Origin of the sequence: Kribbella sp. C-35 (genome assembly GCF_046549195.1) — a bacterium.
GTDB lineage: Bacteria > Actinomycetota > Actinomycetes > Propionibacteriales > Kribbellaceae > Kribbella.
In genome coordinates, this window is record NZ_JAJPWG010000003.1 from 783,316 (window position 1) to 796,316 (window position 13,001).

The following is a 13,001-nucleotide window of genomic DNA, read 5'->3' on the forward strand; positions in this document are numbered from 1 at the left end:
ATCGAGACTATGCGACCGCGGCAACAGATTTAGCCGTTCGCCGGCGTTATCCGTTGGCCAGTGCCTGCAGCCGGGACATGTCGCCGTTGAACCGGTTCGAGTCGACCGGCGACGAGGTGTACTGCCAGATGGTGTGGAACGGCCAGCCGCCGGGCAGTGTCCCCGGCGAGGAGGCGTACTTCGCGACCCACAGCGGGTTCGTGGAGTTGAACGCGGTGCTGTTCCCGGTGCAGCGGGTCCACCAGTCCAGGTTCGTGTAGATCGGCACGTCCCGGCCGGTCGCGGCCCTGTAGGTGTTGGCGAAGTCGCGGATCCAGCTGACCATCGCGGACGCGCTCAGCCCGTAGCAGGTGGCGCCGTACGGGTTGTACTCGATGTCGAGCGCACCCGGCAGCGTCTTGCCGTCCCGGGACCAGCCGCCGCCGTGGGCCAGGAAGTAGTTGGCCTGGTTGGCGCCGCTGGAGTCGTTGGGGGTGGCGAAGTGGTAGGCGCCGCGGATCATCCCGACGTTGTAGGACCCGTTGTACTGCTGGGCGAAGTACGGGTTCGTGTAGTAGTTGCCCTCGGTCGCCTTCACATAGGCGAACCGCTTGCCGGCACTCCAGTACGAGGCCCAGTTGACGTTTCCCTGGTGACTCGACACGTCGATACCTTCGACGGTGGCGGCGGGCGCCATCACGGCCGGGGCCGCGGTGGTCGTGGTGTTCTGCGTCCAGCCCATGTAGGCGTCGCCGGCGCGGTCGATGCCGTGCTGACGTGCCTGAGCGGTGGGCTGGTGCGATGCGGTGCTGCCTTCCGGCACCGGGCTTGCTTGGGCGGAGCCGACCGAGGCCAGGATCAGGCCTAGGGTTGCGGCGGCACCCGTGAAAAGGGCGGACTTCACGGTTTCCTCCAGAGCGATGAGGGGCGGACAGAGCGCTCGGCGATGGTCTTACCCGGATCCGGCAAGAACCAACCCTTACATTCGTTTGTTCGGTGATTATTTACCGGCGTCACCTCCCGTTACCCTTGACCGGTGACACTTCGCTTGTACGACACCGCAACAGCAGCAGTGCGTGATTTCCAGCCGGTCCACCCGGGCAAGGTCGGGATCTACCACTGTGGGCTGACGGTGCAGGGTGCCCCTCATGTCGGGCACATCTACAAGGAAGTGGTCTTCGACGTCCTGCGGCGCTGGCTGGAGCGGTCCGGCTACGAGGTGACCGTGATCGCGAACGTGACCGACATCGAGGACAAGATCCTCGCGAAGTCGGCCGAGCGCGGCGTCCCGTGGTGGGCGCACGCGTACGAGTTCGAGCGCGAGCTGCACTGGGCGTACGACGTCCTCGGCTGCCGCCCGCCGACGTACGAGCCGCGCGCCACCGGGCACATCCCGGAGATGCTCGAGATGATCGCCGAGCTGATCGAGGGCGGGCACGCGTACATCGCTCTGGACGGGTCCGGCGACGTCTACTTCGACGTGAAGTCCTGGCCGACGTACGGCGCTTTGTCGCATCAGAGGATCGACGACATGGAAGCGGCCGAGGACGCCGACCCCCGCGGCAAGCGGGACCCGCGCGACTTCGCGCTGTGGAAGGGCTGGACCGAGGCCACGCCGCGGACCGCCTCCTGGCCGGCGCCGTGGGGACGAGGCCGCCCGGGCTGGCACATCGAGTGCTCGGCGATGGCGGGCAAGTACCTCGGCGACGAGTTCGACATCCACGGCGGCGGGCTGGACCTGCGGTTCCCGCACCACGAGAACGAGCTGGCCCAGTCGACCGCGGTCGGGCAGAAGTTCGCCCGGTTCTGGATGCACAACGCGCTCGTCACCACGGCCGGCGAGAAGATGTCGAAGTCGATGGGCAACAGCGCCGTCGTACGGAACGTGGTCGAGCGGGTCCGCCCGATCGAGCTGCGGTACTACCTGGTGCAGTCGCACTACCGCTCGGTCGTCGAGTTCTCGTTCGAGGCGCTCGACGAGGCCGCGAAGAGCTTCCAGCGGATCGAGGGCTTCGTGACCCGGGCCGTCGAGATGACCGGCGGCGTCGAGCCGGACCCCGAGCTGCCCGGTGACTTCGTGGCCGCGATGGACGACGACCTGGGTACGCCGGCCGCGATCGCCGTGCTGCACAACACCGTGCGCGACGGCAACAAGCTGGTTGCCGACGGCGACTCGGAGGCGCTGCGCGAGGTGCTGGCGTCGGTGCGCGGGATGCTCGGCGTGCTCGGGCTGGACCCGCTGGCCGAGCCGTGGGTGTCGCGGACCGGCGGCAGCGACGAGCTCACCGAGGTGGTCGACGGCCTGGTGAAGGCGCTGCTCGAGCAGCGGCAGGCAGCACGTGCACGCAAGGATTACGCCGCCGCGGACGACGTCCGCGACCGGTTGAAGGCGCTCGGCGTCGTCGTCGAGGACACCCCGCAGGGACCACGCTGGTCCCTCGCGACAACTACGACTGACGAGGGAAACTGACGTGCCAGGCAACAGCCAGCGCAAGGGCGCCATCCGGAAGAAGCCGCGGGGGAACCCGACGGCCGGGTCCGGTGGCCGGGTCCGCCGCGGACTCGAGGGCAAGGGGCCGACGCCGAAGGCCGTGGACCGGGTCAAGCACCCGGCGCACAAGCGGGCGAAGGCGGCCGAGCGGGCCAAGGAGCGGGACCGTACCCGCCGCCCGGCGCGCAAGGACAACGACGCCGCAGTCGAGTGGGTGTACGGGCGGAACCCGGTGGTCGAGGCGCTGCGAGCCGGCGTACCGGCCGCGGCCCTGCACGTTGCCGAGGGCACCGAACGGGACGCCCGGCTGCGTGAGGCGTTGCTGGTCGCGGTCGAGACCGGGGTGTCGGTGCTCGAGGTCCCGCGCGCGGAGCTCGACCGGGTCACCGCGGGCGGCTCGCACCAGGGCGTCGCGCTGCAGATCCCGCCGTACGAGTATGCGCACCCGGACGACCTGCTCGACCGGGCGCACGCCGCCGGTGAGGTGCCGCTGATCGTCGCGCTGGACGGCGTGACCGACCCCCGCAACCTCGGGGCGATCACCCGGTCCGCCGCGGCCTTCGGGGCGCACGGTGTCGTCGTACCGGAACGCCGTACGGCGTCGATGTCGGCCTCGGCCTGGAAGACCTCGGCCGGCGCCGCGGCCCGGATCCCGGTCGCCCGCGCCACCAACCTCAACCGGGCCCTCCAGGCCTACAAGAAGGCCGGGCTCCTGGTCATCGGCCTGGACATGAACGGCGCCGTGGACCTTCCGTCCTTCGAAGCCGCCACCGAGCCGATCGTCCTGGTGATCGGTTCCGAGGGTAAGGGTCTGGCCCGCCTGGTCCGCGAGAACTGCGACCTGATCGTCTCGATCCCGATGACCAGCGCCACCGAATCCCTGAACGCCGGTATCGCCGCCGGCGTCACGCTCTACGAGATCTCCCGCCGCCGCGCGAGCTGAACACGAGTGTGGGGCCGGGGAAAGCTTTCCCCGGCCCCACAGTCATGTCTGGATCAGTAGACGCTCACGCCGTAGCGAGAGAGAACTTCGGTGACGGGCTGGAAGTAGGTGGTGCCGCCGGAGGAGCAGTTGCCGGAGCCGCCGGAGGTGAGGCCGAGGGCCACCGAGCCGGCGAACAGTGCGCCGCCGGAGTCGCCGCCTTCCGCGCACACCGTGGTGCGGATCAGGCCGGTGACGGTGCCTTCGGCGTAGTTCACCGTGGCGTTCGTCGCGGTGACCGAGCCACTGTGCACACCGGTCGTGCTGCCACTGCGCTTGACCGCCTGCCCCACCGAGGCGTTGCCGGCGGACGTGATGTCCTGGGAAGAGCCGTTGTAGAGGTCCACGGTCCCGGGGTGGTTGGTGTACGACGTGCTGTACTTCACGATCGCGTAGTCGTTACCCGGGAAGCTCGACCCGTACGTCGTGCCGAGCAGTGTGGTCTTGCTGGAGTTCGAGTACCAGCTGGATGCGATGTTCCCGCAGTGTCCTGCGGTCAGGAAGTAGTACGTGCTGCCGCTGCGCACGTTGAAGCCGAGCGAGCAGCGGTACTGCCCGCCGTAGATGGCGTCGCCGCCGGCGATGTACTTCGTCAGCTTGCCGGACAGCTTCTCGAGCTTGATCCGGTCGCCGTACTGCTTGGTCACACCGGTCAGCTTCGACAGCTTCGCGCCGGTGACGGTTTCGTCGTACGACACGATGATCCGGCCGTTCGGGTCGGTCTGCCACGCCGTACCCGGGATCGTCGCGTTCTCGGCCAGGGCGGACGAGATCGCGGCGGCGGACAGGGTGGACGGATTGACCGGTGCGGCCGAGGCCTGCGTTGCCAGAAGTCCGGCGGCGGCAAGCCCGGCCGCGGCCAGGAGTGCGGTGGTACGACGGAGTGGGGACATGTTCATGGTTTCAGCCTCCTCACGATGAGGACGCCTTCGGGGCGGGGCGTCCTTGACTTCAACCGAGACGAGTCCTACCCACTATCTCCCTGAGTATTCAAACGAGCTCGGAGCGTAGGGGAAACCTGCGTTCAGTAGACGGAGACCCCGTACGCGTTGAGGGCTTCCACTACCGGCTGGAAGTAGGTCACGCCGCCCGAGGTGCAGTCGCCCGAACCGCCGGAGGTCAGACCGAACGCCCACTGCCGGTAGAACAGCGGACCGCCGGAGTCGCCCGGCTCCGCGCACACGCTCGTGCGGATCAGGCCGGCCACGCGCCCGTCGCCGTAGTTCACGACCGAGTTCAGCCCGGTCACGCGGCCGCTGTGCAGGCCGCTGGTGGCGCCCGAGCGGTACACCAGCTGGTTCAGGCCCGGGTTCATCGCCCGGGTGATGTCCTGCGAGCGTCCGTTGTAGAGGTACACGCTGCCGCCCGGCACCTTCAGCGGGATGTCGGTGCGGTACACGACCAGGGCGTAGTCGTTCCACGGGTAGCTGGCGTGGTGCACCGCGCCCGTGAACACCTTGTGGCCCGGGTCCTGGTACCAGCGGGCCGCGTCGACCCCGCAGTGACCGGCAGTGAGGAAGTAGTACTTGCCGCGTCGCTGCACGTTGAAGCCGACGCTGCACTTGTACTCGCCGCCGTACGTCGCCATGCCGCCGCTGATGTACTTCTGCAGCTTGCCGGGCAGCTTCTCGAGCTTGACGTTCGAGCCGAGCTGCTTGGTCAGGCCGGTGAGCTTGCTCAGCTTCGTGCCGGTGACCGTGGGGTCGTACGACACCAGCACGGTGCCGTCCGGCTGCGTCATCCACGCCGTACCAGGGGTGTGGATCTGGTCGTTCAACGTCTCGGTGATCGCCTTCGCGGACAGCCGAGGCGGCTTCACCGGATCGGCCCCCGCCGGCACAGCGGCGGTCAGTGCGAGGGCGGCGGCGACGACCATCGCCGCGGCTCGTCGTAAAGATTTCATCGGATTTGTTGCGGGCCGTCGTTCGGAGCGGGAACGAACCGCAACTGCCTCCCTTCAAGTGATAACTGTCGGTGTTGTCTGTTTGGGTGTGTGTTGTGTCTCGCTACCGCCTCGTGCCAACTCCTGCCCAGGTGTGTGGGGTGCTGGAGCACTGCAGGCATGCGCGGTATGTGTGGAATCTTGGTCTGGAGCAGCGGTTGATGTGGCGGCCGGGCCGCCCCGCTGCCCCGGCGTACGTGGCACAGTCCGCGCAACTGACTGAAGCCCGCGCGGCGGAGCCGTGGCTCAGGGCTAACCAGCGCGGGAAGATCCGGGCCGCGATCGCGAGACTCAAGGCGCGGGAGAGCGATCGGCGGAAGAACTGGGTCGAGCAGACGACCACCGACCTCGCCCGGCGGTTCGACGTGATCGGTGTCGAGGACCTGCGTATCCGCAGTATGACGAAGTCGGCGCGAGGCACCCGCGAAGCGCCGGGACGCAACGTGCGGCAGAAGGCCGGGCTCAGCCGGGCAATCCTCGCCCAGGGCTGGGGCCTGCTCGTGCAACGTCTGGAGCACAAGGCACCCGGACGGGTCGAGAAGATCAATCCTGCGTACACCTCGCAGACCTGCAGTTCCTGCGGGCACGTCGCATCGGAGAACCGCGAGAGCCAAGCGGTGTTCCGATGCGCCGCCTGCCGCCACGAGGCCAACGCCGACGTGAACGCGGCTATCAACATCGCACGCATTGCCGCGGCCGGACGGGCCGTGAGCGCACGCCGAGAGACCGCCGTACTGGCCTCTGAGAAGCGTGAACCTCAACACGCGCCTCCAATGGTCGCGTAGTTGGAATCCCCGCCTCCGGGCGGAGGAGGACGTCAAATCATCAGCCTTCCGGGCGGATCTGATGCGCAATATGGCAGCAAGAGGACGTGAGAGACACCCTAAAGGTGTCTGCGGTTCAGTCCAGGCGCAGGGAGTGCAGGACGAAGGAGGCCAGTTCGCGGTAGGCCTCGGCGTCGTTCAGTCCGGTCCGGCGGGCGATGTCGCCGCGCTGGATGGCCTGCATGGTGTGCGCGATCATCTCGGCCGCGAACGCGATGTCGACCTCCCGGAACGTCTTGTGGTTGATCCCGTCCTCGATCAGCTGCCGGACCCGCTCGGCGGCGATCCGGGTGTTCCGCTCGTACACGGACCGGGCCGGCGCGAACGTCGCCACGTCGTCGAGGAAGGTCCGGCTGGCCGGCCGCAGCGCGTCCGCGACCGCGTTCAGGTACGCCGCGATCCGCCGGTCGTGCCGGGTCTGGCGGGCCACCGCGGACTCCACCTGGGCGGTGGCGTTCTTGAAGTAGTGCTTGACCACCTCGACGGCGAGCTGCTCCTTGCTCGGCGCCAGCGCGTACAGCGTCGTCTTGCTGCAGCGCAGCTCGGCGGCCAGGTCGTCCAGGGTGAATCGGCTGAACCCCTGCTCGAGGAACAGGGACAGGAGTCGGTCGAGCAGCTCGGACTGCCGGCGGGTCCGCCGCCCCGGAACGACTGTTGTCATATCGAGACAGCATAGAACGATACTGGATTGCGTGCTTCAGTATCGTTACTAGTATCATTTCGTCAGCCGTTGAGAGGGGTGCCTGATGGCTGTCGATCGTCTCCTGCCTACTGACGAATCCATTGACCTGCTCGCCCTGGTCCGCGACCTGTGCGAGCACGAGCTCGCGCCGCACGCCGCGCAGGCGGAGGAGAGCGAGACCTTCCCGAGGGACGCCTTCCGCACCCTCGGGAAAGCGGGCCTGCTCGGCCTGCCTTATCCGGAGCAGTACGGCGGCGCCGAGCAGCCGTACGAGGTGTACCTGCAGATGCTCGAGGAGATCGCCGCCGCCTGGATGTCGGTCGGCGTCGGCGTCTCGGTGCACACCATGACCAGCTACGCGATGGCGACGTTCGGGTCCGCCGAGCAGCGCGATCGGCTGCTGCCGGACATGATCGGCGGCGAGCAGCTCGGTGCGTACGCGCTGTCCGAGCCGCAGGCCGGCTCCGACATCAGCTCGATGACGACCCGCGCAGTCCGTTCCGGTGATTTCTATGTGCTGAACGGAACCAAGGCGTGGATCAGCCACGGCGGGCACGCCGACTTCTACACGACGTTCGCCCGTACGTCGGACGACCCGAAGCATGGGATCTCGGCGTTCCACGTGCCGGCGTCGGCGGACGGCCTGAGTTTCGGTGCGCCCGAGCGGAAGATGGGCCTCACCGGGTCGACGACCACGCTCGTCAACTACGACGACGTACGGATCCCGGCCGGCAACCTGATCGGCGCCGAGGGGGAGGGGATGCGGATCGCGTTGTCCGCGCTCGACTCCGGCCGGCTCGGGATCGCGGCCTGTGCGGTCGGCCTGGCGCAGGCGGCGCTCGACCTCGCAACGGCGTACGCGAAGGAGCGGCAGCAGTTCGGGCAGTCGATCGCCGACTTCCAGGGCATCCAGTTCCTGCTCGCCGACATGGCCGCCGCGGTCGAGTCCGGGCGGGCGACGTACCTGCACGCCGCGCGCCGCCGCGACCTGGGCCGGACGTTCATCCGGGAGGCGGCGATCGCGAAGCTGGTCTGCACGGACGCGGCGATGAAGGTCACCACTGACGCCGTACAGGTGCTCGGTGGGTACGGTTACACCCGGGAGTTCCCGGCCGAGCGGTACATGCGCGAGGCCAAGGTGACCCAGATCTTCGAAGGTACGAACCAGATCCAGCGGCTCGTGATCAGCCGCGACGTGTTGAGGAGCATTTGATGGAGTTCAGCCCGTCCGACGTCGCCCTGGTCACCGGTGGTGGTTCCGGGCTCGGGGAGGCGACCGTACGGCGGTTGGCCGCGGACGGGCTCGGGGTCGTGATCGTCGACCTGCCGTCGTCCGCGGGCAAGGCGGTCGCGGACGAGCTGGGTGACCGGGTGGTGTTCGCGCCGACCGACGTCACTGACGAGACCACGGTGGCTGCGGCGCTCGACGCGGCGGAGGCCCTGGGCACGCTGCGCGTGGTCGTGAACTGCGCCGGCGTCGCGACTCCCGGCCGGGTTGTCGGACGGAAAGGCCCGCTGCCGCTGGCCACGTTCCGGCAGGTGATCGAGATCAACCTGATCGGCACCTTCAACGTCCTCCGGCTGGCCGCCGAGCGGATGATCGCCTCCGACCCGACCGCGGACGGCGACCGCGGCGTCGTGGTCATGACCGCGTCGATCGCGGCGTACGACGGTCAGGTCGGACAAGCGGCGTACGCGTCCAGCAAGGGCGGCATCGTCGCCCTCACCCTGACCGCCGCCCGCGACCTCGCCGACAAAGGCATCCGGGTCGTCACCATCGCCCCCGGCACCATGGAGACCCCCATGCTCGCCGGCCTCCCCGAAGAAACCCGCACAGTCCTCGAACAACAGGTTCCCCACCCTTCCCGCCTGGGCAAGCCCTCCGAATACGCCGCCCTGGTCCGCCACATCCTCGACAACCAACTCCTGAACGGCGAGGTCATCCGCCTCGACGGCGCCCTCCGCATGCCACCGCGCTGACACGCTTCCGATCGCGCCGAGCTGCTCAGAATGCCCGGTTGTCAGAATGCTCGGTTGAAGGTGATGAAGAGGCCGTTGACGTCGATTGTCACGGTCCGCCCGTCGCTGACGAGGCCGTCGACCGGTCCGATGTTCTTGCCGGGCAGTGGGTTGCTGAGGGCACCGGTCTTGAGGTCGACGGCGATCAGTCCGCCGGTGGAGGAGGTGGCGAGCAGGCTGTCCCCGACGACGCTCGACGTGTTCGGCTTCAGCGTCGGGCCGGCGGCCTCGAGCCGGGTCTGCCAGCGCACCGCGCCGGTGCCCAGGTCCCGCGCCACGAGGAGCGACGTGCCCTTCTCGCGCGACACCACGAGATCATCGGTCACCAGGAACGACCCGGACAGGTCGAAGTCGTACTGATTCTTGAAGTCGTACTTCCACAGCTGCTTGCCGGTCCGGTCGAGACCGACCATCCAGCTCTCGGTCGACCCGGGTTTGTCGCCGTCCTTGGTCGGCCGGCGGGAGATCACCACCGCGACGTCCTTGCCGGTGCCGACGACGTTGTTGATCCACGGCCGCTCGTCCAGTCCACGGTACGACCAACTGGCCGCGCCGTCCGCGACCGACCGGGCGACGAGCGCGCCCAGGTCCCGGACCGGCTGGTCTTGGCCGTCCCGCAGGGCCGTCGCCATGTCCTGGTAGTCCATGTCGGTGTGCAGTGGACTCAGCAGCACTTGATCGCCCAGCAGGTGCAGCGAGTCCGCCTCGGTGACGCCATTGACCGGCACGTCCCAACTCACGTCGCCGGATCCGGTGTCGAGGCGCGACAACCGCACGTCCCGATCCGACGTGTTGCCGGAATCAGAGCCGCGGACAGTGAAAAGTGCGTCTCCCTTGGCGGCCGAGTCGAACGTCGGCCGCCAATCGGTCTCGACGTCCTTGCCGAGCTTCGTGCACCAGGCAAGGTCTCCGCTGCTCGTCTTCACCTCCGCGATGCGCGGCGCCTTGTCGTTGGGAATCTGCGTCAGCAGGAACTCGTCACTCAGGCCGACACCGCCGACGGCGTACCCGGACTGGCGGCGCGCCCAGGCAGACCGGCCTGTTTCGCCGTCAACCTGCACGATGCCGCCGGACGTCGCCGTACCCTTCAGACCGCCTCCGCCGACCACGAACCTGACGTTGCCGTCCTCGGAGTCGGCCAGCTTCGCGCTGCCTACGCCGTAGTCGTGGGGTACGACGACAGCGTCGCGGGCCGCGCCCAGCGGAGCGACCGGATTCTTCGCGACCTCCAGCGCGTTTCGCGCGTTCGGCCGGTACGCCGCCGGGAAGTCGTCGACGTTCACCTGATCGACGGGGACCGAGTGGAGCTGTTCGAGTTCCTTCGACGGCATCTCGTCGAAGCCCGCGGCGCACCGCCCGTTCCACGCCGGTCGCCCGACCAGGAACCCCGCGCCCGCCACCACAACGAGCCCGACGGCGACAGCGACGACGAACTTCCGGCCGCTCAGTGCTCTGATGGTCACAGTCAGTGATCTATCACAGCAACGGTCCATGGCCGCTTGACCCCGTAGTGTGGCCGCTCCTCAACTCTTCCGCCGGCCGAACAGAACTACGGGGAGATCGACGTGAAGCGCAAGAAGATCATCGCCTTGGCTGTGTTGCCGGCGCTGGCGTTCGGGTCCTGGGGCGTTGTCGAGGGAGTGCAATGGTGGGGAGAGCGCTGTCAGCCCCTGGTTGCACGGGTGCCGGCCGAGCAGCCGCTGCCGTCGTTGCGGCCTGCTGCCCCCGCGGAGGTAGATCTCAGCGCATTCTCGGACTCCCTGCGCGTTTTTGCCGAGGAGGTACTCGCCCAAGCTCGGCGAATGCCATCGAGCCTGGGGACCCTGCGCAGCGTCGTCACGACCGTCGACAAGTACGGCGCGCCGAACGGTCTCATCCGGCTGGTCGGAGCTGAGCAGGGCGAACCGTTGGTGTTGATCGATCAGGACCAGTTGGCCGGGAAGCAGGAAGTCAGCGCCGGCGTTGTCACCCGGCTCGACAGCGCCATCGGGGGGACGGCCTGGGCGCGTTGGTACGACGACCACCTGCTGGATGCTGCCCACACCTCGAAAGGCCTGGTGCTGCACCAGCATGAACCAGACGGATTGGCTCCTCAGATCGCATCGGTGGAGCCCGGCAGCGGTGAACTGCAGTGGTGTACGTCGATCGGCGAAGGATACGTGTCCGGCAGCAACGAGCCGTCGATCGCAGCGGGCGGCGGTGGACTCTTCGCCCTGCGCGGCGCCAACGACAAGTGGAGCGACCAGCGTCCGATTCTCGTTTCGCTCGATCCGGGCAACGGGAAGCGGCGTTGGAAGGCGCGGATCGACGGGTTCGAAGAGGGCGGCTCGGTGGACGTGTTCGGCGACTCGGTCCTGGTGACCCAGTGGGGTGACCGAGCCGACCGCTTCTCGGTGCCATCGAACGGCGATGGTCGCCTCAGGACTAATGAAGGCCCGGTGCGCGCGTTCGCGATCCGCGATGGTTCGGCCAAGTGGGAGTATCCCGGACCCGATGGCACCGGCTGGGCGACCGCCGTGATCGGAGTTCATGACTCCACCGCTGTCGTCCTGGCACGGCAGACGCGAGGGTCGAGCCCCACGTACGACCGCCGCAACAACCAGAACTGGCTGGTTGGCCTCGGACCTGATGGTAAGGAGCGCTGGCGTCAGGACCTCGGCAACAGAATCGGAATCAGTCGCGAGGACGGGGTACGTGTCGTCGGTGACGTGTTGCTCACGTTCGAGACCACGGGCATCGCTCCGCGGGATCAGCAGACCGTCGTGGCACGAGACGTATCCACCGGGAAGACCCGGTGGACGAAGACGTTCACCGACTACACCAAGGAGCTTGATCCCAGGGAGGTGGCGGTGGCCGGCAATACCCTTCTCATCGCGACGCTCCACGATCTGGTGGGCATCGACCTCACGACCGGCACGATGCGCTCGCTGCTCACGGACAACCAACTCGATGCCGAGTTCAACGTCGCGGTCGACGATCGATCCCTCGTCGTCAACGCCGCCGGTCTGATCCTGACCTTCGACCGCAAACCGAACTGAAGGCCTGACAAGATGCCTCGAGTATCTGTTTCTGGCATCTGGTTCCGGACAAGGGGTGTGCATGAGCGAGGCTGACAACCGCGAGTCTTTCGGGGGCGTCCAAGCGCCGTCTTCCGGCAGTGATGAGTCCAGGCGTCAGCATTTCCGGCTGATGGGCTTCGCTGTGTCGCTGGCGTTGCTGGTCGTGCTCGCGCCGCCGTGGCTGACCGCGTGGGAGGACGCCGGTCGACCCCGGATCAGGCTCTTCAGCGGGATCAGCCTGATCGAGCTGCCTGGCGGACCCTTGCCGCTCGGCGGTCTGGGAACCGTTCTGTTCCTCGCTTATCTCGTGCTGATGCTGGCCTTTCTGTTGTTCCCAGCGACGATCGTCGCCGTGGTGTGCAGTTTCGCTGGGACCGTGGTGACGATTGTCATCATGATGGTCGAGCCGAATCCGGCCTATTCCTGGACCGACAAGACCTACCAGGTGGAGTGGACAGGGGCGCCGGTCGTTGCTGTCGGCATCTGGCTGGTTGCTGCAGTTGTCGCCGTGGCCGGCTGGTCGGCAACCAGCCGCCAGAGAGCTCGCTGATGCGCTTTCGCGCTCTGCTGCTGCGCGCGGGCTCACCGTTCGCGCAGCTCTGGTTCCGGGTTCGCAAACCGACGACGTTCGGCGTCAAGGCCCTGCTCCGCCAGAAGGACGGCCGATTCCTGGTCGTCCGCCACTCATACGCCGACACCCGCCGCTGGGCACTACCGGGCGGCGGCTACAAACCACCCCGCGAAACACCCGCACAGGCCGCTGCCCGCGAGATCCACGAGGAACTAGGCCTCGCCGTACCGCCCGAAGCCTTCACCGTGGTGGACACCACCGTCACCACTCTGGAAGGCAAGCACGACACTCTGACGATCCTCACCGCGGTCGCCACCGCGCAGCCACTCAGACTGTCACCCGAGATCGCCGAAGCCCGCTGGATCAACACCCTCGACGAACTCGGCGACGCGCCGATCTCCCGTTGGTTGACCAGAGCAGTGGACTGAACCTTCAGCTCCGCAGCGGAGTCT

The 13,001-nt window shown here is 67.8% G+C and carries 13 protein-coding genes; 8 read left to right on the forward strand and 5 right to left on the reverse strand.

Going from position 1 to position 13,001, the window contains the following annotated elements:
• Positions 1-46 precede the first annotated feature (46 nt).
• Entirely contained in the window at positions 47-883 is an 837-nt protein-coding gene (locus ACLJOO_RS23675) for a lysozyme (protein ID WP_410789471.1), read from the reverse strand.
• A gap of 132 nt (positions 884-1,015) precedes the next feature.
• Here ACLJOO_RS23675 and cysS point away from each other — a divergent pair, with 132 nt between their 5' ends.
• Both cysS and rlmB read left to right on the forward strand, forming a co-directional pair.
• The gene (cysS, locus tag ACLJOO_RS23680) at positions 1,016-2,449 is read left to right on the forward strand and encodes a cysteine--tRNA ligase (protein WP_410789472.1); all 1,434 of its coding nucleotides are present in this window, start codon (positions 1,016-1,018) and stop codon (positions 2,447-2,449) included.
• A gap of 1 nt (position 2,450) precedes the next feature.
• The gene (rlmB, locus tag ACLJOO_RS23685) at positions 2,451-3,413 is read left to right on the forward strand and encodes a 23S rRNA (guanosine(2251)-2'-O)-methyltransferase RlmB (RefSeq protein WP_410789473.1); all 963 of its coding nucleotides are present in this window, start codon (positions 2,451-2,453) and stop codon (positions 3,411-3,413) included.
• Between the two features lie 53 nt (positions 3,414-3,466).
• On the opposite strand, the gene ACLJOO_RS23690 is transcribed toward rlmB, so the two are convergent.
• On the reverse strand, positions 3,467-4,351 hold the full coding sequence (locus tag ACLJOO_RS23690) for a S1 family peptidase (RefSeq protein WP_410789474.1): 885 nt from the start codon (positions 4,349-4,351) through the stop codon (positions 3,467-3,469).
• Positions 4,352-4,476: 125 nt separating this feature from the next.
• A complete protein-coding gene (locus ACLJOO_RS23695; protein WP_410789475.1) occupies positions 4,477-5,355 on the reverse strand; it encodes a S1 family peptidase in 879 nt (292 codons plus the stop codon).
• 113 nt (positions 5,356-5,468) lie between these two features.
• Here ACLJOO_RS23695 and ACLJOO_RS23700 point away from each other — a divergent pair, with 113 nt between their 5' ends.
• Positions 5,469-6,179 (forward strand): RNA-guided endonuclease InsQ/TnpB family protein, encoded by a 711-nt coding sequence (locus tag ACLJOO_RS23700; RefSeq protein WP_410789958.1) that lies wholly within the window; start codon positions 5,469-5,471, stop codon positions 6,177-6,179.
• Between the two features lie 115 nt (positions 6,180-6,294).
• On the opposite strand, the gene ACLJOO_RS23705 is transcribed toward ACLJOO_RS23700, so the two are convergent.
• Positions 6,295-6,879, reverse strand: a complete 585-nt coding sequence (locus tag ACLJOO_RS23705; RefSeq protein ID WP_410789476.1) for a TetR/AcrR family transcriptional regulator — start codon at positions 6,877-6,879, stop codon at positions 6,295-6,297.
• A gap of 85 nt (positions 6,880-6,964) precedes the next feature.
• On the opposite strand from ACLJOO_RS23705, the gene ACLJOO_RS23710 reads away from it, so the two are divergent.
• Together ACLJOO_RS23710 and ACLJOO_RS23715 are read left to right on the forward strand one after the other, a co-directional pair.
• A complete protein-coding gene (locus ACLJOO_RS23710; RefSeq protein ID WP_410789477.1) occupies positions 6,965-8,113 on the forward strand; it encodes an acyl-CoA dehydrogenase family protein in 1,149 nt (382 codons plus the stop codon).
• On the forward strand, positions 8,113-8,880 hold the full coding sequence (locus ACLJOO_RS23715) for an SDR family NAD(P)-dependent oxidoreductase (protein ID WP_410789478.1): 768 nt from the start codon (positions 8,113-8,115) through the stop codon (positions 8,878-8,880). The genes ACLJOO_RS23710 and ACLJOO_RS23715 overlap by 1 nt, the downstream gene beginning before the upstream one ends.
• 41 nt (positions 8,881-8,921) lie before the next feature.
• Here ACLJOO_RS23715 and ACLJOO_RS23720 read toward each other — a convergent pair whose 3' ends face one another.
• Positions 8,922-10,382 carry a PQQ-binding-like beta-propeller repeat protein gene (locus ACLJOO_RS23720; RefSeq protein ID WP_410789479.1) on the reverse strand — a complete coding sequence of 487 codons (1,461 nt, stop codon included), beginning with the start codon at positions 10,380-10,382 and terminating at the stop codon, positions 8,922-8,924.
• A gap of 102 nt (positions 10,383-10,484) precedes the next feature.
• Between ACLJOO_RS23720 and ACLJOO_RS23725 the strand changes: the two genes are divergently transcribed.
• The 3 genes from ACLJOO_RS23725 (at position 10,485) to ACLJOO_RS23735 (ending at position 12,977) form a co-directional block, all read left to right on the forward strand.
• A complete protein-coding gene (locus ACLJOO_RS23725) occupies positions 10,485-11,957 on the forward strand; it encodes a PQQ-binding-like beta-propeller repeat protein (RefSeq protein WP_410789480.1) in 1,473 nt (490 codons plus the stop codon).
• Between the two features lie 61 nt (positions 11,958-12,018).
• Positions 12,019-12,528 (forward strand): hypothetical protein, encoded by a 510-nt coding sequence (locus ACLJOO_RS23730; RefSeq protein WP_410789481.1) that lies wholly within the window; start codon positions 12,019-12,021, stop codon positions 12,526-12,528.
• A complete protein-coding gene (locus tag ACLJOO_RS23735) occupies positions 12,528-12,977 on the forward strand; it encodes an NUDIX domain-containing protein (RefSeq protein WP_410789482.1) in 450 nt (149 codons plus the stop codon). Before ACLJOO_RS23730 ends, ACLJOO_RS23735 begins: the two co-directional genes overlap by 1 nt.
• Positions 12,978-13,001 lie beyond the last annotated feature (24 nt).

Bases quoted from the DNA above. Each gene is read 5' to 3' on its own strand.
- ACLJOO_RS23715 (WP_410789478.1), top strand. From the start codon at position 8,113: ATGGAGTTCAGCCCGTCCGACGTCGCCCTGGTCACCGGTGGTGGTTCC.
- ACLJOO_RS23730 (WP_410789481.1), top strand. From the start codon at position 12,019: ATGAGCGAGGCTGACAACCGCGAGTCTTTCGGGGGCGTCCAAGCGCCG.
- ACLJOO_RS23735 (WP_410789482.1), top strand. From the start codon at position 12,528: ATGCGCTTTCGCGCTCTGCTGCTGCGCGCGGGCTCACCGTTCGCGCAG.
- ACLJOO_RS23690 (WP_410789474.1), bottom strand. From the start codon at position 4,351: ATGAACATGTCCCCACTCCGTCGTACCACCGCACTCCTGGCCGCGGCC.
- ACLJOO_RS23695 (WP_410789475.1), bottom strand. From the start codon at position 5,355: ATGAAATCTTTACGACGAGCCGCGGCGATGGTCGTCGCCGCCGCCCTC.
- ACLJOO_RS23705 (WP_410789476.1), bottom strand. From the start codon at position 6,879: ATGACAACAGTCGTTCCGGGGCGGCGGACCCGCCGGCAGTCCGAGCTG.
- ACLJOO_RS23710 (WP_410789477.1), top strand. From the start codon at position 6,965: ATGGCTGTCGATCGTCTCCTGCCTACTGACGAATCCATTGACCTGCTC.